Source organism: Falsiroseomonas tokyonensis, from assembly GCF_019024325.1.
Lineage (GTDB): Bacteria > Pseudomonadota > Alphaproteobacteria > Acetobacterales > Acetobacteraceae > Falsiroseomonas > Falsiroseomonas tokyonensis.
The window spans coordinates 189,763-208,428 of the sequence record NZ_JAFNJS010000001.1 but is presented as its reverse complement, the minus strand read 5'-3'; the positions used below and the strand labels follow the sequence as shown (position 1 = coordinate 208,428).

16 protein-coding genes are annotated in these 18,666 nt (G+C 70.6%); 9 read left to right on the top strand and 7 right to left on the bottom strand.

Annotated elements, in window-relative coordinates; all coding sequences use genetic code 11:
- The first annotated feature begins 19 nt into the window (after positions 1-19).
- The 5 genes from leuC to J3S20_RS01005 all read left to right on the top strand — a co-directional run bounded on the left by leuC (position 20) and on the right by J3S20_RS01005 (position 8,839).
- A complete protein-coding gene (gene leuC, locus J3S20_RS01025) occupies positions 20-1,390 on the top strand; it encodes a 3-isopropylmalate dehydratase large subunit (protein WP_216833825.1) in 1,371 nt (456 codons plus the stop codon).
- The gene (leuD, locus tag J3S20_RS01020; RefSeq protein ID WP_216833824.1) at positions 1,390-1,983 is read left to right on the top strand and encodes a 3-isopropylmalate dehydratase small subunit; all 594 of its coding nucleotides are present in this window, start codon (positions 1,390-1,392) and stop codon (positions 1,981-1,983) included. Before leuC ends, leuD begins: the two co-directional genes overlap by 1 nt.
- 70 nt (positions 1,984-2,053) lie before the next feature.
- Positions 2,054-3,283, top strand: coding sequence for an efflux RND transporter periplasmic adaptor subunit (locus J3S20_RS01015; RefSeq protein ID WP_216833823.1), 1,230 nt, complete (start codon positions 2,054-2,056; stop codon positions 3,281-3,283).
- Between the two features lie 6 nt (positions 3,284-3,289).
- A complete protein-coding gene (locus J3S20_RS01010) occupies positions 3,290-6,436 on the top strand; it encodes an efflux RND transporter permease subunit (RefSeq protein WP_216833822.1) in 3,147 nt (1,048 codons plus the stop codon).
- 75 nt (positions 6,437-6,511) lie between these two features.
- Positions 6,512-8,839 carry a xanthine dehydrogenase family protein molybdopterin-binding subunit gene (locus J3S20_RS01005; protein ID WP_216833821.1) on the top strand — a complete coding sequence of 776 codons (2,328 nt, stop codon included), beginning with the start codon at positions 6,512-6,514 and terminating at the stop codon, positions 8,837-8,839.
- Between the two features lie 67 nt (positions 8,840-8,906).
- Here the strand turns inward: J3S20_RS01005 and J3S20_RS01000 are convergent, their stop codons facing one another.
- Together J3S20_RS01000 and J3S20_RS00995 are read right to left on the bottom strand one after the other, a co-directional pair.
- Positions 8,907-9,548: a hypothetical protein gene (locus J3S20_RS01000; protein WP_216833820.1), complete on the bottom strand. Its 642-nt coding sequence runs from the start codon at positions 9,546-9,548 to the stop codon at positions 8,907-8,909.
- A gap of 68 nt (positions 9,549-9,616) precedes the next feature.
- Positions 9,617-10,357, bottom strand: coding sequence for a Crp/Fnr family transcriptional regulator (locus tag J3S20_RS00995; RefSeq protein WP_216833819.1), 741 nt, complete (start codon positions 10,355-10,357; stop codon positions 9,617-9,619).
- A 155-nt stretch (positions 10,358-10,512) separates the two neighbouring features.
- Here J3S20_RS00995 and J3S20_RS00990 point away from each other — a divergent pair, with 155 nt between their 5' ends.
- The 4 genes from J3S20_RS00990 to J3S20_RS00975 all read left to right on the top strand — a co-directional run bounded on the left by J3S20_RS00990 (position 10,513) and on the right by J3S20_RS00975 (position 14,084).
- A complete protein-coding gene (locus J3S20_RS00990) occupies positions 10,513-11,493 on the top strand; it encodes an MBL fold metallo-hydrolase (RefSeq protein WP_216833818.1) in 981 nt (326 codons plus the stop codon).
- 4 nt (positions 11,494-11,497) lie between these two features.
- Positions 11,498-13,117: an FAD-dependent oxidoreductase gene (locus J3S20_RS00985; protein ID WP_216833817.1), complete on the top strand. Its 1,620-nt coding sequence runs from the start codon at positions 11,498-11,500 to the stop codon at positions 13,115-13,117.
- Positions 13,114-13,371 carry a DUF2783 domain-containing protein gene (locus tag J3S20_RS00980; RefSeq protein WP_216833816.1) on the top strand — a complete coding sequence of 86 codons (258 nt, stop codon included), beginning with the start codon at positions 13,114-13,116 and terminating at the stop codon, positions 13,369-13,371. Before J3S20_RS00985 ends, J3S20_RS00980 begins: the two co-directional genes overlap by 4 nt.
- Positions 13,372-13,445: 74 nt before the next feature.
- The gene (locus tag J3S20_RS00975) at positions 13,446-14,084 is read left to right on the top strand and encodes a calcium-binding protein (RefSeq protein ID WP_216833815.1); all 639 of its coding nucleotides are present in this window, start codon (positions 13,446-13,448) and stop codon (positions 14,082-14,084) included.
- 45 nt (positions 14,085-14,129) lie between these two features.
- Here the strand turns inward: J3S20_RS00975 and J3S20_RS31030 are convergent, their stop codons facing one another.
- The 5 genes from J3S20_RS31030 to J3S20_RS00950 form a co-directional block, all read right to left on the bottom strand.
- Positions 14,130-14,786, bottom strand: coding sequence for a DUF2939 domain-containing protein (locus J3S20_RS31030; protein WP_216833814.1), 657 nt, complete (start codon positions 14,784-14,786; stop codon positions 14,130-14,132).
- 328 nt (positions 14,787-15,114) lie between these two features.
- Entirely contained in the window at positions 15,115-15,717 is a 603-nt protein-coding gene (locus J3S20_RS00965; RefSeq protein ID WP_216833813.1) for an ABC-type transport auxiliary lipoprotein family protein, read from the bottom strand.
- Positions 15,714-16,730: an MlaD family protein gene (locus tag J3S20_RS00960; protein WP_216833812.1), complete on the bottom strand. Its 1,017-nt coding sequence runs from the start codon at positions 16,728-16,730 to the stop codon at positions 15,714-15,716. The genes J3S20_RS00965 and J3S20_RS00960 overlap by 4 nt, the downstream gene beginning before the upstream one ends.
- A complete protein-coding gene (locus J3S20_RS00955; protein WP_216833811.1) occupies positions 16,730-17,515 on the bottom strand; it encodes an ABC transporter ATP-binding protein in 786 nt (261 codons plus the stop codon). Before J3S20_RS00955 ends, J3S20_RS00960 begins: the two co-directional genes overlap by 1 nt.
- Entirely contained in the window at positions 17,512-18,657 is a 1,146-nt protein-coding gene (locus J3S20_RS00950; protein WP_246602216.1) for an ABC transporter permease, read from the bottom strand. Before J3S20_RS00950 ends, J3S20_RS00955 begins: the two co-directional genes overlap by 4 nt.
- Positions 18,658-18,666 lie beyond the last annotated feature (9 nt).

Here is an 18,666-nt window from a genome sequence, read left to right as displayed (position 1 = left end):
CCGGCGCCAGTGTCATCCCATGGGACAAACGCTTTTCCAAAAGATCTGGGACGCGCATGTGGTGCAGGCCCGCGATGACGGCCTCGCCTTGCTCTATGTGGACCGCCACTATTTCCACGAGGGCAGTTTCCACGCCTTCAACATGCTGAAGGCGCGTGGTCTGGCAGTGCGCCGCCCCGACCTGACCTTCGGCTTCGGCGATCACTACGCGCCGACCGTGGGCCGCAGCACGCCGGAGGTGAAGGACCCCGAAATCCGCGGCATCATCGAGACATTCGAGGAAAATGCCCGCGCCAACCGGATTCGCGCCTTCGAACTGGCCGACCCGGACCAGGGCATCGTGCATGTGGCGGGGCCGGAGCAGGGGCTGACCCTGCCGGGCATGACGGTGGTCTGTGGCGACAGCCATACCTCGACGCATGGCGCGCTCGGCGCCCTGGCCTTCGGCATCGGCGCCAGCGAGGTGGCGCATGTGCTGGCGACGCAAACCATCTGGCAGTCCCCGCCGAAGCAGATCCGCTGCACCTTCGACGGCGCGCTGCCCGCCGGCAGCACCGCCAAGGACATGGCGCTGGCGCTGATCGCCCGGATCGGCACCGGCGGCGGGCTGGGCGGCGCGATCGAATTCGCCGGCGTGGCCGTGCAGGCCTTGTCCGTGGAAGCCCGGCTGACCCTCTGCAACATGGCGATCGAGGCCGGCGCCCGCACCGGCATGGTGGCGCCGGATGCGGTGACCGCCGCCTGGCTGAAGGGCCGCCCCTATGCGCCCGCGCAGCCCGACCCGGCCTGGTCCCGCCTGTTCAGCGACCTGGACGCCCGCTTCGACTCCGAGGTGACGCTCGACGCGACAAAAATCCGCCCCATGGCCACCTGGGGCACCAGCCCGGAGGAGGCCGTGCCGCTCTCCGGCCGCGTCCCCCGCCTGGATGAAGCCCCCGACGAAACCCGGAAAAAGGCCTGGGCGCGCAGCCTGGACTACATGGGCCTGCGGGGCGGAGAGGCGATGGCCGATGTGGCGCTGGACCGCGTCTTCCTCGGCTCCTGTACCAATGCCCGCATCGAGGATCTGCGCGAGGCCGCCGCCGTGCTGCGTGGCAAGCGGCTCGCCGTGCCCATGCTCGTCTCGCCCGGATCCTCCCGCGTCAAGCGCGCGGCGGAGGCCGAGGGGCTGGACCGCATCTTCAAGGAGGCCGGCGCGCGGTGGGAGGAAAGCTCCTGCGCGCTCTGCGTCTCCATGCATGGCGAGACGGTGGGGGAGGGCGAGCGCTGCGCCTCCACCTCCAACCGCAATTTTGCCGGCCGGCAGGGGCGGGGGGCACGCACCCACCTGGTCTCTCCGGCCTCCGCCGCCGCCTCGGCCGTGGCGGGCCGGCTGGTGAGTGCCCTCTGATGGACGCCTTCACCCAGCTCACCGCCATCGCGGCGCCGCTCGACCTGGCGAATGTCGATACCGACCAGATCATGCCGGCGCGCTTCATGCGGCGGCCGCGCGACGAACGCTACGCGACCTATGGCTTCCACGACCAGCGCTTCACGGCCGAGGGCGCGAAGCGGCCGGACTTCATCCTGAACCAGCCGCCCTACGATACGGCCGCCATCCTGGTCGCCGGCCGCAATTTCGGCGTGGGGTCGTCGCGGGAGGCCGCGGTCTATGCGCTGCTGGCCATGGGCTATCGCTGCGTGGTCGCGGCCAGCTTCGGCGATATCTTCTTCTCCAATGCGCTGAAGAACGGCCTGCTGCCGGTGCGGCTGCCCGAGTCGACGGTGAACGAGCTGCGCGCCGCCGTCGCCGCCGCGCCGGGCACCACACTTTCCGTTGACCTACGGACTCAGATCCTGACCGCGCCCGACGGTTCCACGCATGAATTCGTCGTGCCGGGCTTCGCACGCGACTGTCTGCTGCGCGGCCTGGATGAAATCGGGCTGACCCTGACTCTGGAGCCGGAGATCGCGGCCTTCGAGCAGCGCCGCGCGGCCGGTTAGCGCCGCGCAGAAAACTTGACGCGGCCGGTCGGGATAGGTTTGGGTGCGGTCCAAATCTCGGATCGCTTCCATGCCCAAACAGCACCAGGCCGCGCCTCGCGCGGCTTTTTCAGCTTCGGCCGCGCTCCTGGGGCTCTGCCTTCTCGCCGCCCCGGCCCAGGCCCAGTTCGGGCCGCAGGGGCCGCCGGCGGTGGGCGTGGTGGAGGTGGAACGCCGCCCGGTGCGCGAAAGCACCGAATTCGTCGGCCGGGTGGAGGCGCAGAACCGCGTCGAGCTGCGCGCCCGCGTTACCGGCTTCCTGCAGGAGCGCACCTTCCGCGAGGGCCAGGAGGTGACCGAGGGCCAGGTGCTGTTCCGCCTGGAACGCCCGCCCTTCGAGGCCGAGGTGGCCCGCGCCCGCGCCTCCGTCGCCTCGGCGGAGGCGGAGCTGCAGAACGCCAATAGCGCGCTGGCCCGCGCCCGCGACCTGGTGCGCAGCTCCGCCGGCACGCAGGTGAATGTGGAGAATGCGACGGCCGCCCAGCGCACCGCCCAGGCCACTCTGCTGGGCGCCCAGGCGCAGCTGCGGGTGGCGGAGATCAACCTGGGCTATACCGAGATCGCGGCGCCCTTCGCCGGCAAGGTCGGGCGCTCCACCTTCTCGGTCGGCGCCGTGGTGGGACCCACCAGCGATACGCTGGCCACCGTGGTCAGCCAGGACCCGATGCGCGTCTCCTTCCCCGTCAACCTGCGCACGGGGACGGAACTGCGCGACCGCTACGCGACGCGCGGCGGCGCGGAGGCGGTGCGGGTGCGCATCCGCCTGGTGACCGGGGAGATCTACAACCAGGTCGGCCGCATCGAATTCATCGACCCGCAGGTGGACCGCAACACGGATACGGTGCTGGTCCGCGCGCTGATCCCCAACCCGCCCCGCGGACCCGCCAATAGCGACGGCAGCGTGGACCGGGAATTGATCGACGGCATGTTCGTGAATGTCTTCGTCGAGGGGGCGGAGCCGGTGCAGGCGGTGGTGATCCCGCGCAGCGCCGTGCTGCAGGACCAGGGCGGCAACTATGTCTGGGTGCTGGATGCCGAGAACAAGCCGGCCCGCCGCCCGCTGACGCTCGGCCGTTCCATCGCCGACCAGGTGGTGGTGGAGCGCGGGCTGGAGACCGGGGAGCGCGTGGTGGTGGAAGGCGTGCAGCGCGTGCGCGCCGGCCAGGCGGTGCAGCCCGGCCCGGCTACCCCGCCCATGCGTGCACCGGGCGCGGCCCCGGGCGCCCAGCCAGCCGCCCAGCCCGCCGGCCGGCAGGGCTGACGCCGCATGATCTCCGCCGTCTTCGTCGATCGCCCGCGGCTGGCGATCGTCCTTTCCATCCTGCTGACGCTGGCCGGCGGGCTGGCCATGCTGCGCATCCCGGTGGCGCAGTTCCCGGATATCGTGCCGCCGCAGGTCTCCGTCACCACCAGCTACCCTGGCGCCTCCGCCGCCGTAGTGGAATCGACCGTGGCCCAGGTGGTGGAATCCGCGGTGAACGGGGTGGAGGGCATGATCTACATGTCCTCCAACAGCGCCAATGACGGCAGCTACTCGCTTTCCGTCTCCTTCGCGCTGGGCACCGACCCGGATATCGCGACGGTGAATGTCAACAACCGCGTGCAGTCGGCGCTCGCCCGGCTGCCGACGGAGGTGCAGCGCGCCGGCGTGACGGTGCGCAAGCAGTCCTCCGCGGTGCTGCAGTTCATCGCCGTGACCTCGGACAACCCCGAGCACGACGCGCTGTTCATCTCCAACTACGTCACCATCAACATGCTGGACCGGCTGGCGCGGACGCCCGGCATCGGCTCCGCCCAGATTTTTGGCGCACGCGACTACTCGATGAGGATCTGGTTCGAGCAGGACCGGCTGATCAGCCTGAACCTGACGCCGGCGGATGTCATCGCCGCGATCCAGGCGCAGAACGTGCAGGCCGCGGTGGGGCGCATCGGCGCGCAGCCGATCTCGGATGACCAGCAGTACCAGATCAACCTGCAGACCCAGGGCCGCCTGACGACGCCCGAGGAATTCGGCGCCATCGTCATCCGCGCCGATGCCACCGGATCCCTGCTGCGGCTGCGCGACGTGGCGCGCGTCGAGCTCGGCGCCGCGCGCATCGACCAGGAAAGCCGGCTGAACGGCCGCCCGGCGGTGACGCTGGCGACCTATCTCTCGCCCGGCGCCAATGCGGTGACGGCGGCCGGCAACCTGGCCACGACGCTGGAGGATATGTCCCGGCGCTTCCCCGAGGGCATGCGCACGCAGGTCTTCTACGACACCTCCACCTTCGTCGTGGACACGATCCAGGAGGTGATCAAGACGCTGCTGGAGGCCTTCGTCCTGGTCGTGCTGGTGGTGCTGCTGTTCCTTGGCAGCTTCCGGGCCACCATCATCCCGACGATCGCCGTGCCGGTCAGCCTGATCGGCACCTTCGCCGTGCTGCTGCTGCTGGGCTTCTCGGCCAATACCGTCTCCCTGCTGGCCATGGTGCTGGCGATTGGCATCGTCGTCGACGACGCCATCGTGGTGGTGGAGAATGTCGAGCGGGTGATGTCGGAACACCCGGAGCTGACGCCGGCCGAGGCCACCAAGCAGGCGATGCGGGAGATCACGGCGCCGATCATCGCCATCACCCTGGTGCTGCTCTCGGTCTTCGTGCCGGTGGGCTTCATCCCCGGCCTGTCGGGCGTGCTGTTCAGCCAGTTCGCCGTCACCGTTTCCGTCGCCATGGTGATTTCGGCCTTCAATGCGCTGACCCTGTCTCCGGCGCTCTGCGCGCTGTTCCTGCGGCCGCATCCGGCGGGGCATGGGCCGCGCAAGGGCTTCCTCGCCGCCGTCATGCGCGGCATCGACTGGGTGCGCGACAAATACGGCAATATCGTCGCGCGCCTGGTGCGCTTCTCCATCCTGTCGCTGGTGCTGGTCGCCGTATCCGGCGCCGGCATCCTGTTCCTCGGCGGCCGCACGCCGCAGGGCTTCCTGCCGGCCGAGGACCAGGGCGCCTTCTTCGTGCAGATGCAACTGCCGGCCGGTGCCAGCCTGTCCCGCACCCGCGCGGCGGTGGAGCAGGTGGAGGCGATCATCGCCCCGGTGCCGGGCGTGGACCGCATCCTGTCCATCGTCGGCTTCAGCCTGATCGATGGCGGGTCGCAGTCCAATGCCGCCTTCATCGTGGTGCGGATGAAGCCCTTCGCGGATCGCCCCTCGGCGCAGGAAAGCGTGTTCGCCGCCATCGGCACGGTCTTTGGCGCGACGCAGCAGGTGCGCTCGGCCAATACCTTCGCCTTCAACATCCCGCCGATCATCGGCCTCGGCACCGGCGGCGGCTTCGAATACCAGATGCAGAACCTGGAGGGCCGGCCGCCGGAGGAGATGTTCTCCGCCATGCAGGGCCTGGCCGCCGCGGCCAACCAGGATCCGCGTCTGACCGCGGTCTTCTCCACCTTCACCGCCAATACGCCCTCGCTCTACCTGGATGTGGACCGCGACAAGGCGCAGGCGCTGGGCGTCCGCATCAGCGATATCTTCAATGCGCTGCAGACCACGCTGGGCGGCTTCTACGTCAACGACTTCAACCTGTATGGCCGGTCCTGGCAGGTGAATATCCAGGGCGAGGCGACGGATCGCGACGACATCCCCGACCTCTGGCGCATCCATGTGCGCAACAGCGCGGGAGAGATGGTGCCGCTGCGGTCCTTCGCGGATGTGCGCATCGTGCTCGGGCCGCAGACCATCAACCGCTACAACAACGTCCGCTCCGTGCGCATCGGCGGGTCGCCGCGGCCGGGCGTTTCCTCGGGCGATGCGCTGGCGGCGATGGAGCAGCTTTCGGAAACCGCGCTGCCGGCCGGCTATGGCTATGAATGGACCGGCACCGCGTTCCAGGAAAAGCAGGCCAGCGGCCAGACCGGCATCATCATGGCCCTCGCCTTGCTCTTCGCCTATCTGTTCCTGGTCGCGCTCTATGAAAGCTGGGTGATCCCGATCCCGGTGCTGCTGTCCATCTCGGTCGGCGCATTGGGATCCTTCGGCGCCATCGTGCTGGCGGGGCTTTCGCTCGATGTCTATGCGCAGGTGGGGCTGGTGGTGCTGATCGCGCTCGCCGCCAAGAACGGCATCCTGATCGTCGAATTCGCGAAGGAGAAGCGGGAGGCCGGGATGCCGATCCGGGAGGCCGCGGTGATGGGCGCGCGGCTGCGCTTCCGGGCCGTCATCATGACCTCGGTGGCCTTCATCCTCGGCCTGGTGCCGCTGATCATCGCCTCGGGCGCCGCCAGTGCCTCCCGCCGCGCGGTGGGCACGCCGGTCTTCGGCGGCATGCTGGCGGCCTCCATCGTCGGCATCTTCATCATCCCGATGCTCTACGTGGTGTTCCAGTCGATGCGCGAAGGCGTGAAGCGGCGCTTCGGCCGCCGCGGGGCGCCGTCGCCGTAAAGGCGTCACGCGCCCCCTTCACGGAAGGCCCCGGGACAGCAGATACTCATCGGAACCAAGCGGGGATGTGACGCCATGGCGAAGTTCGGATTGAGCCAATCGGTGCGACGGGTGGAGGATCCGCGGCTGCTGACCGGCCGGGGATCCTATACGGATGACCTGGCCATGGCCGGCCAGGCCTATGGCATCGTGCTGCGCAGCCCGCAGGCGCATGCCACCATCACCCGCATCGACACCGCCGCGGCCCTGGCCCTGCCGGGCGTGCTGGCGGTGATCACCGCGGCAGACCTGAAGGCCGCGGGCATCGGCGACCTGCCCTGCCTGATCCCGCTGAAGAACCGCGACGGAACCTCGCGCGGCGACACGCCGCGCCCGGCGCTGGCCGATGGCGTGGTGCGCCATGTGGGCGACCCGGTCGCCTTCATCGTGGCCGAGACCGCCCAGGCCGCGCGCGACGGCGCCGAGGCGGTGGAGGTGGAGTACGACGCCCTGCCCGCCGCCACGGACCTGGCCACCGCCTTCCAGCCCGGCCAGCCCGCCGTCTGGCCCGGCATCGCCAATAATGTGGTCTTCGACTGGGAGGCCGGCGACAAGGCCAAGGCGGACGCCGCCTTCGCCCGCGCCACCCATGTCACCCGGCTGACCGTGGTAAACAACCGCGTCGTGGTCGCCAGCATGGAGGCCCGCGCCGCCGTCGCCGCCTGGGAAGGCGACAAGCTGACGCTGCACACCAATACCCAGGGCTCCTGGCTGCTGAAGAACATCCTTTCCGGCAGCATCTTCAACATCCCGGCCGAGAATGTCCGCGTGGTGACGCCCGATGTCGGCGGCGGCTTCGGGATGAAGCTGTTCCTCTACCCGGAGCATGTGCTGGTGACCTTCGCGGCGCGCCAGGTCGGCCGCCCGGTGAAATGGGCCAGCGAGCGCAGCGAGGCCTTCCTGTCGGACACGCATGGCCGCGACAACATCACCCTCGGCGAGCTCGCCCTGGATGCGGAGGGCAAGTTCCTGGCGCTCCGCACGCGCAACTATGCCGGCATGGGCGCCTATCTCTCCACCTTCGCGCCCTTCATCCCGACCGGTGCCGGCACCAAGGTGCTGGCCAGCGTCTATGGGTTCGAGGCGATCCACGCCCATGTCATCGGCGTTCTCACGAACACGGTTCCGGTCGACGCCTATCGCGGCGCCGGGCGGCCGGAGAGCAACTACCTGGTGGAACGCCTGATCGACGCCGCGGCGCGGGAGATCGGCATCGACCGCATCGAGCTGCGTCGCCGCAACATGGTGAAGCAGGAGGCCATGCCCTGGGTCTCCGCCATGGGCCAGCGCTATGACAGCGGCGATTTCGGCCAGCTGATGGACGCGGCGCTGGCCAAGATCGACTGGGCCGGCTTCCCGGCCCGGCGCGCCGAAGCGGCGCGGCGCGGCAAGCAGCGCGGCATCGGCCTGGCCTACTACCTGGAGGCCACCGGCGGCGCGGCGACGGAGAATGCCAAGGTCGTCTTCGCCGATGACGGTTTTGTCGATCTCTACGTCGGCACCCAGTCCACCGGCCAGGGGCACGAGACGGCCTATGCCATGATGACCAGCCATGAGCTCGGCATCCCGATCGACAAGATCCGCGTGCGGCAGGGCGACAGCGAGACGCTGCCCTCCGGCGGCGGCACCGGCGGCGCGCGCAGCCTGTATTCCGAGGGCCAGGCGATCCTGGTCACCACTGCCTCGGTGGTGGAGAAGGGCAAGCAGGCCGCCGCCGAGCAGCTGGAAACCTCGGTCGCCGATATCGAATTCGTCTCCGGCGCCGGGCGCTTCGAAGTCGCTGGCACCGATCGCGGCATCGGCATCCTCGACCTCGCGGCCATCCAGCGGAAGCGCGTGGCGGCGGGCGAGAGCGCCATCCTGCTGGATGCGATGGAGACCGCGAATATCGACAGCCACACCTTCCCGAACGGCTGCCATGTGGCGGAGGTGGAGGTGGACCCGGAGACCGGCATCGTCACCGTGCCGCGCTACATCGTGGTGGACGATGTCGGCCATGCGCTGAACCCGCTGATCGTGCGCGGCCAGGTGCATGGCGGCGTGGCCCAGGGCATCGGCCAGGCGCTGCATGAGCGCACGAGCTACGACAATGGCTCCGGCCAGCTGCTCTCGGCCTCCTTCATGGACTATGCCCTGCCGCGGGCGGAGGACCTGCCGGATATCGACGTGGACCTCATCGAGGTGACCTGTGCGACCAATCCGATGGGCGTGAAGGGCGCCGGTGAGGCCGGGGCGGTGGGATCCCCGCCGGCGGCGATCAATGCGCTGGTCGATGCGCTCTCGGGTTCGGGCGTCACCCATATCGACATGCCGGCGACGCCGGAGACGGTGTGGAAGGCGATCTCGGCCGCCAGGGCCGCCTGAGACCTATAGCCCTCCCCCTTCTCAGGGGGGAGGGTTGGGTGGGGGGCTCCTCCCCCGAAACCTCTGGCTACCGGAAGACCAGGTTGATCATCTGGCAGGTATCAAGCCGCCGGCGTTCCTCGTTGCGGCCATCCATCCAGACGATCCGCACATCGTTCAGGCAGTCCCCCGCCGGCAGCCGCACCGCCAGGTGGCGGCCGGGCGGCAGCACCTGTTCGCCCAGCCGGTCCTCGCCCCAATTGTCCTCCCGCACGGAGGAGACATAGACCTCCCGGATCACGGCGCTGCCGTGGTTCACCAGGTTGAAGGAGGGATTGGCCTGGCTGGCGCCCGACGCCGGGGCCGAACCAGCGCCCGTGCCGAAGACCATCTGGCTGATCCGGCAGGTATCCTGCCGCCGCCGCTCCTCCGGCCGTCCATCGGCATAGACCACGCGCACATCCTGCAGGCAGCCGGCGGAGGGCGCGATGCGCAGCGGGAAGCTGCCGCCATCCGGCAGCACCTGGGACTGCAGCAGGTCGTGCCCCCAGTAGCGATCCTCGCTGGGCGAGACATAGATCTCCCGGATCGTCTGGCCGCTGCGATTCACCAGGTTGAAGGAGGGATCGCCGGACTGGCCCCAGGCCGGCCCCGCCGGCGGCAGCACCAGGCTGGCGAGCAGCAGCAGGAAGCCCGTCAGGAAGGTGAGGCGTGAGGGCAGCGGGCGCATCGGCTGGGGTCCATCCGGAGCAGGGGGCGGCAGGCTACAGAATCCCGCCCACCCCCTCAACCAGGGGGTCAGCCAACCAGGGTCCGGGGCGCCAGGGTGGTCCCGGCATGCGCCGTGCCGGCCCAGCCGGCCAGGTCTTCCATGGCCCGGCGATCCTGGATCTCGAGCCGCCCCTTGTTCAGCGTGGCGATGCCTTCCTTGCGCATGCTGGCCAGCGCCCGGTTGGCATGTTCCACCGAAAGCCCCAGCGCATCGGCCAGATGCGCCTGCTTCAGCGGCACCGCGGCGCCGCGCGCATCCGCCCCGCCGCGCCGCAGCAGCCGGCCATGCAGTTCCAGCAGCAGATGCGCGACGCGCCCCGCCGCATCGCGCCGGCCGAGGCTGGTCAGGCGCTCCCGCATCCTGGCGCGGTCACGCGTCAAACCCTCGACATAGGATAGCGCCAGGCCGGGATCATGGCCCATGAAGGCGCAGAGCCTTTCCTTGGACAGGATGCAGAAGGAGGCATCGGTCAGCGCCTCCACCTCCGCCGCATCCTCGCTGCGCTCCACCAGGTCGCCGGGCAGGTGGAAATCCAGCACCTGGCGGCGGCCATCGGGGGTCGCCGTCCAGGTGAAGGCCCAGCCGGCATACATCGTGAAGACCGCGTCCAGGATGGCATCGCCCGAGCGCACCAGCCGGACACCGGACCGGATGCGCGCAATCTCCCCCACCCGCGCCTGCGGAATCACCCGGAACAGCGCGAAGGGCCGCACCGTGCAGGCGGCGCAGCTTCCGGGCAGGGGGGTCAGGTTCGGGTTGCGGCTCATGGGTGTGCTGCCATCCAATATGCGCAACCTACGCTCCCGGCCCTTTGATGGGAACAGCAATCGCCACATGTCCGCAATGGCTTGGCCGCCGTCAGGCCTGTTGCCCCGGGTGACCTGCCCGGCCGAGAATGGTCGCTTCAGGGAAGGAAGCACGCATGTCCGGATTCGCCTCCGCCAACGACCTGGCCGAGAAGACCGTCTCCTTCGACGAGCTCGGCCCGGGCCTCTATGCCTATACGGCGGAGGGTGACCCGAATTCCGGCGTGATCGTCGGGCCGGATGGGGTGGTGGTGGTGGATGCGCAGGCGACGCCGGCCATGGCGCAGGATGTCATGGCCCGCATCGCCACCGTCACGCCGCGCCATGTCGGCCAGGTGGTGCTGACGCATTACCACGCGGTGCGGGTGCTGGGCGCCAGCGGCTACGGCAACCCGGTGATCCTGGCCAGCGAGGCGACGCGCCGGCTGATCGTCGAGCGCGGCCAACAGGACATGGACAGCGAGATCGGCCGCTTTCCCCGCCTGTTCCGCGGCAAGGAAAGCATCCCCGGCCTCACCTGGCCGACCCATACCTTTGAGAAGCGCATGACCATGTGGCTGGGGGAGCGGGAGGCGCAGATCATCCATGTGGGGCGAAGCCATACGGCCGGGGACACGGTGGTCTGGCTGCCGAAGGAGCGCGTGCTGTTTGCCGGCGACACGGTGGAATTCGGTGCCACCCCCTATTGCGGCGATGCGCATTTCGCCGATTGGTCCGCCACGCTGGATGCGGTGGCCGCGCTGGGGGCGGAAAAGCTGGTGCCCGGCCGCGGCCGCGCCCTGCTGACCAAGGCCGATTGCGCCGAGGCGATCGAGGGCACGCGGTCCTTCACCACGGATCTGTTCACCCGCGTGCGGGAAGGCGTCGCCAAGGGCTGGGACCTGAAGGCGGTCTACGACGACACCATGGGATTCATGCGCCCGAAATACGGGTCCTGGGTCATCTTCGAGCACTGCATGCCCTTCAACGTCACCCGCGCCTTCGACGAGGCGAAGGGCCTCGACCATCCGCGCATCTGGACGGCGGAACGGGACGTGGCGATGTGGCAGGCGCTGGAACACGGCACGGCGATGCCCTCCGCCGAAGTGCCGCGCTGAACCCGTGCCGCACGTCAATCCGCGCTATGAAGCGGCGCCCCGCCCACCCTCGGGCCAGGACCACCGCGCGGTGGTGGTGGTCGGCGGCGGGCTGGTCGGGCTGACCCTGGCGCTGGATCTCGCCCGCCACGGCGTCGCGGTGACGCTGCTGGATGAGGAGGACAGCGTCGCCACCGGCAGCCGCGCCATCTGCTTCGCCCAGCGCACGCTGGAGATCTTCGGGCGTCTCGGCCTGGGCGAGCGCCTGCTGGAAAAGGGCGTTACCTGGCAGACCGGCCGGGTGTTCCACCGCGAAAGCCAGGCCTTCGCCTTCGACCTGCTGCCGGAGGCCGGGCACCAGAACCCCGCCTTCGTCAATATCCCGCAATACCATGTGGAGGCCTGGCTGGTGGAGGCCTGCGCGGCCGCCGGCGTCGACCTGCGCTGGCGCCATGCGGTAGCCGGGCTGGAGACCGATGCGGAAGGCGCGACGCTGGCCGTCGAAACCCCCGAGGGCCCCTATACGCTCCGCGCCGACTGGCTGCTGGCCTGCGACGGCGCCCGCAGCTTCGTCCGGCGCAGCCTGGGCCTGACCTTCCAGGGCCAGGTCTTCCCGGACCGCTTCCTGATCGCCGATGTGGTGATCCGGGGCGAGGTCGCCTTCCCCGCCGAACGCTGGTTCTGGTTCGACCCGCCCTTCCACCCCGGCCAATCGGTGCTGCTGCACAAGCAGCCCGACGACCTCTGGCGCATCGACTTCCAGCTGGGGCCGGAGGCGGATGCGGCGGTGGAGACGGAGCCCGGCCGGGTGCGGGACAGGGTCGCCGCCATGCTGGGGCCACAGGTGCCCTTCGAGCTGGAATGGGTCAGCCTCTATACCTTCCGCTGCCGGCGGCTGGACCGCTTCATCCATGGGCGGGTGATCTTCGTGGGTGATTCGGCGCACCAGGTCAGCCCCTTCGGCGCCCGCGGCGGCAATGGCGGGGTGCAGGATGCGGACAACCTGGCCTGGAAGCTGGCTTCGGTGCTGCGCGGCCAGGCCGGGCCGGGCCTGCTGGCCAGCTACGAGGCGGAGCGCATCGTGGCGGCCGATGAGAACATCCTGCATTCGACGCGCGCCACCGACTTCATCTCGCCCAAATCGGCGGCGGCGCGGGCCTATCGCGACGCGGTGCTGGAACTGGCGGAAGGCCAGGCCTTCGCCCGCGCCCTGGTGAATTCCGGCCGCCTGTCGCGCCCCGCGCATCTGGCCGGCAGCCCGCTGAACGCCCCGGATGATGGCCATTGGCCCGGCGGGGCCGCGCCCGGCAGCCCGGCGCCGGATGCGCCGCTGCTGCGCGATGGCGCGCCGGACTGGCTGCTGCACCATCTCGGCGGCGATTTCGCGCTGCTGGTCTTCGATGCGGTCTGGTCGCCGGTGGCAGGGTTGGCCCCCCTTGGCCTCCGCCCGGTCTTCATCACGGCGGAGGAGACGCCCGGCGCGCTCTGGGACCATGCGGGCCTAGCCGCCGCCCGCTATGGCGCGCCGCCGGGCGGGGCCGTGCTGATCCGCCCGGACCAGCATATCGCCGCCCGCTTCGCCGCGCCGCGCGCCGGCGCCGTCCAGGCCGCCCTGGCCCGGGCGATGGGAGGGACCCCGCCATGATGCTCGACACGCGCCCGCGGCTGGAGGATCCGGATGCGGTTTTCGCGCTGCTGGTCGCGGCGCATGCCGGGCTGGATGAGGCAGCCTCGCGCCGGCTGGATGCGCGGCTGGTGCTGATCCTTGCCAATCACATCGGCGATCCCGCGGTGCTGCGCCAGGCGGTGGCGCTGGCGGCCTCGGCCGACCGCGCGCCTGGGACGGCCGCGGCGGAAGCACCCGGGCTGGGGCAGAGGCCCGGCCTATCGGTCCCATAGGATCCTGGGGACTCCCCCTCTCTGCCCATGCGGAATAGGGTCGTATCCGCAACAAGCCAGAAGGAGGCGTCGCCATGGCCCACCCCACCCCGCTGAACAAGGAATCCCTGGACAAGGTGGCCGGAGGCGCCTTCCAGCAGACCGGCGCCGGCAACGACCAAGTCTACGGCACCGGGCAGGACGATGTCATCTTCAGCGGCGCCGGCAACGACACCGTGGGGGCCGGGGCCGGCAATGACCAGGTCTATGGCGAGGCCGGCCATGACGACCTGGCCGGGGGTTCCGGCAGCGACCTGCTCTTCGGCGGCGCCGGCCACGATACGCTGACTGGCGGCAAGGGCGAGGACGAACTGCAGGGCGGCGATGGCGATGACAGCCTGGATGGCGGCGTGGGCGATGGCGCCTCCGACCTCGCCTTCGGCGGCGAAGGCAATGACAGCTTCATCTGGGCGCCGGGCGATGGTAGCGACCAGTTCCAGGGCGGCTCCGGCACGGATACCCTGCAGCTGGACAATGTGAGCCTGCACCAGCTGCAGTCGGCCCTGACGCTGGAGGGCAATACCAACCTGCAGATGTCCGTCACCCAGGATCAGAACGGCACGTTCATCAGCTTCACGGATGCGCAGGGCAATCCCGCGACCTTCCAGGGCGTGATCCAGATCGGCGGCGAGACCCTGCGCTTCAGCCAGATCGAGCGGATCCAGCTGGTCTGAGCCGGCCGGTCCGGGCCACGGGCGTCCGTCGGCGCGCGGCGCGGCTCAGCGCAGTTGGCTCAGCCGGATCGTCGGGCTGCCGCCGAGGCCGGTCCGGTCTTCCAGCCGCACGCCGGTCACCTGCCAGCGCGGCGCCAGCGACTCGCTGGTCAGTTCCAGCTGCAGGGTGATCGGCGCGACGCTGCCGCGCAGCGGCATCTCGAAGCGGGTCAGGCCGACCGGCACGGTGCGGCGCAGCGCCTCGACCGCCGCGCCGGGCGGCACGCCGCGGGCGCGGGCCACCTCCGCCAGCGCCTCCGGATTCGCCCAGGCGGCGCCGATCTCCTCCGCCATGGCGCCGAGGAAGGCGCGCGCCTGCGGGCTGCGGGCGGCATCGTCCGGCGCGCGCGCCAGGCTTTCGCGCACCGCCGCCTGCAGGGCGGGCATATGCAGGTGGCGGCTCATCTCCTGGCCGTCGCGGCCATCCAGCGCATGCACCACCTGCCAGGCGGTGGCATAGGGCGCGCTGAACCAGCCGGCGACGAGGAGCGGCAGAAACAGCAGCAGCGCGGCCCAGCCGCGGCGCCGGGCCGGGGCCCGGGGCGCGGCGGCGATGACCGGTCGCGGCGCCAGGCTGCGCGGCGGCAGACTGCGCGCGACGGGAGGCGGCGCCGGCTGGCGCGCGTCGTAGTCGGCCCAGACCTGATCCCACTCCGTTGTCACGCTTGCGCCCCGTGTGCCCACGTCGTGCCTCGCACGTTAAGATTGAATTGCCGGATCTTCCAGCCGGAAAGACAACCTTAAGTTGCTTCGCATGGCCTGAGATATCTCACCGAGCGGCCCAGGCCGCGACGCCATCCCGGCCGCGGCAGCCTCTCCTCGGTGGAGACGATCCAGGAGCGCTCTCCGGTTTCGGAGAATGAGGCGCCACTGGTGGGAAAAGGATTAACGAGAGATGCTGGGCTGTCGTTTTTCTGAGAACCGACAGGAAATGCGAGGCGACTCCCGGAAACCACAAGGGAGCCGGGGTGCAATCACGAATGCGTGATCCCTAGCGCGCCAGCGGCACCAGGGCCGCCTCCAGCCGCGACAACGCCAGACCCAGCGCCAGCGCCATGGACCGCGCCATGGCCGGCGCCTCCGCATCCGGCGCCAGCGGCGCCTCCGCCGAGACCTCCAGCGTCTCCACCACGCGGGAGGTCAGCCGCTCCTCCCGCAGCAGCAGGCCGGACAGGGCGGCGCGCGCCCGGCCGGCGGCGGGCACCGCCTCCAGCTGCGTCAGCTGCATCTCCAGCACCAGGTCCGCCTCCGCCCGGCTGCCCTGCGGCACCACGGCGGAGAACAGGCCGGAGGCCTGCAGCCAGGCGCGCAGCGCCGCATCGGTGAGGAGGGCCGGCGGCGCCAGCCATTCCTCATAGACCAGGATCTCATAGGACCCGTCCGCATTGAGTCGCCGCAGGCCCAGATCCTGCAGCCCGGGAACCGCCCGTACCAGGCGCACCTGCAGCACCGGCGCCCGCGGCCGCGACGCCTGGTTCTCCGGCCGCATCGGGGCCAGCGCATAGCGCCGCACCGGGACATTCGGCCGGTCCGGCAGGATGGAACAGCCGCCGGCCAGCAGGGGCAGGGCGGCGAGCAGGCTGCGTCGGTTCATCGGCGGCGATCCGGGGTGGGCGGCGCGCCGAACAGCAGCTGGGACGGCGAGCTTCGCAGCTGTTCGGCGGTGGCGCGCAGGTTGGCGGTTGTGGCCCGCAAGTCGATCAGGATGGGCAGCAGCTCGGCCTGGATATCCACCGTCGTCTCCCGCGCCGAGCGCAGGGTGCGCTCCAGCCCCTCCACCGCGCCGGGCAGGCGCTGCGCGGTGCGGCGCAGCTCCGCCGCGGCGCCATTGGCATTGGTCAGGATGCTGCGCAGCTCAGGCCCGTTCAGCAGCGCCCGCGCTTCCCCGGCTGCGGCGCGGAATTCGCCCAGCGCGCCGGCCAGGTCGGCGCCTTCCACCGCCTGGCGCACCAGCGCCATGGTGGCCGCGGCCTCCCGCAGCGTCTGCGCCAGGTCGCCATCGCCGGTCTGCCGGTTCAGGTTGGACAGCAGGCCTGCGATGTCGTTGGAAATCTGGTCCAGCGGGATTTCCGCGATGCGCTGGATCAGCAGCTCCGCCGCATTGGTCACCTGCGCCACGGTCGAGGGCACGCCCGGGATCACCGGGAAGCGCGGCTGCCAGGGCGGCGGCGTCACCGGGAAGCGCTGCGGGCTGACGAAATCCAGCTCCAGGTAGTTCACGCCGGTGATGCCCTGCGCGGTGATCCGCGCCCGCAGGCCCATCCGCACCGCCTCCGCCAGGTCCGGCGCCTCCCCAACCTGGCGCAGATCCACGCCGAAGCGCAGGAAGACGCGCTGGAAGCCGGCGCTATAGGCCGTGCCCTCCCGCCGCGGATATTCCGCCGCCACCAGGCCGATCTGCGTCACCCGGCCGATCGCGACGCCGCGGTAGCGCACCGGCGCGCCGACATCGAGGCCCTGCACCGACTCCTCGAAATAGCTTTCGAAGACCTCCGTGGTCTGCAGGCCGCGCCCGCCGGCCAGGAACAGCACGAAGCCCACCGCCAGCACGATGCCCACCAGCACCAGCGCGCCGACCCGCGCATAAAGCGCCCTACCGCTCGCCATCACGCCGCCTTTCGCAGGAAGAAGGCCTGCACCGTGGGGTGGGTGCTGTGGTCGCGCAGCTCGCGCGGGTCGCCTTCGGCAATCATTCCCTTGGCCCCCTTGTCCAGCATGATGCAGCGGTCGCCGATCGCCAGGATCGAGGCCAGCTCATGCGTCACCACCACGAAGGTGGTGCCCAGCGAACGCGACAGGTCGCGGATCAGCGCATCCAGCCCCGCCGAGGTCACCGGATCCAGCCCCGCCGAGGGCTCGTCCAGGAACAGGATGGGCGGATCCAGCGCCAGCGCGCGGGCGATCCCCGCCCGCTTCAGCATGCCGCCCGAAATCTCCGACGGCAGCTGGTCCGCCGCCGCCGAAAGCCCGACCAGGCCGAGCTTGGCGCGCGCCACCTCCCGCCGCGCCTCGGGCGGCAGGGTGGTGTGCTCGGCCAGCGGCATCTCGACATTCTCCAGCAGGGTCTGCGACCCGAACAGCGCGCCCTGCTGCCACATCACGCCGATCCGCTTCAACAGATCGAGGCGGGAGGCCCCCTCGGTGGACCAGACATCGGTGCCCAGCACCGCCACCTTGCCCTCCGCCGGCGGCACCAGGCCGATCATCAGCTTCAGCAGCGTGGACTTGCCGCAGCCGGACCCGCCGAGGATGACGAAGACCTCGCCCCGCCGCACATCGAAGGTCACGTTGCGAAACAGCGTGTTGGTGCCGAAGCGCGCGGTCAGGTCGCGCGCCTCGATCACCGCCGGCGCATCAGGGCCCGGCGCCTTGTCGTCCAGAGCCTCGCTCACAGCCCCAGCCTTTCGAACAGCACGGCAAAGATGCCGTCCAGCACCACGATGGCGACGATGCCGCCCACCACGGCCGAGGTCGCCGCATCGCCCACCGCGCGCGGCCCGCGGCCCGCGCCCATCCCGGCGCGGCAGCCGATGATGGCGATCGCCAGCCCGAAGACGGAGGCCTTGAACAGACCGCCCAGCAGGTCCTTCAGGCTGACGAAATTGACCAGCTGCTGCGCCACCGTGTTCAGCTGGAAACCGAGCAGCTGCATGATCAGCGCCATGCCCGCCAGCCCCGCCAGGGTCAGCAGCAGCGACAGCACCGGCATCACCAGCACCCCGGCCAGCACCCGCGGCAGCACCAGCAGCGCCATCGGGTCGATGCCCATGATGCGCAAGGCCGCCACTTCCTCATTCACCGTCATGGTGCCGAGCTCCGCCGCATAGGCGGACCCCGTGCGCCCGGCCAGCACCACGCCGGCCATCAGCGGCCCCAGCTCCCGCAACAGGGAAATGCCGACCAGGCTGGGCACGAAGATCTCGGCGCCGAACTGCCGCAGCGGAATCGCCGACTGGAAGGCCAGGATCACCCCCAGCAGCGCCCCCAGCAGCGCGGCCAGGCCGAAGGCGCGCGTGCCGGCCTCATCCAGGTGGCGCAGCAATTCCCGCACGCGCAGCCGCCCGGGCCGGATCAGCGTGCCGAGCGCCACCACCAGCGTCTCGCCCAGGAAGGCTAGCGCCTCCACGCCGCCATTCAGCGCGCCGACCACCCGCCGCCCGAGACCGGATAGCGGTGCGAAACGGCGGGCCACCACCGCCGGGCGCGGCGCCGCCAGCGCATCCCGCACCCGGTCCAGCACCGCCACCACGCCGGGCGACGCGCCCTCGATCCGGCTGCCCTGGGCGGCGGATTGCGCGGTCAGCAGCAGGGTGGCCCCGGTGGTATCCACCGCCTCCACCCCCGCCAGGTCGATCAGCAGCGGGGCGCCGGGCTTGCGGGCCTCGGCCATCAGCCGCGCCCACAGCGCCGCCGCCGCCTGGGTATCGATGCGCCCGGACAGGGCCATGCGACGCGCCCCATCCTCCTCCCGCATCGCAAGACTCTCCGCCAGCGGCCCCGCCTCCTCGCCGTCATCCCAAAGCCATATGGCCATGCCATTATG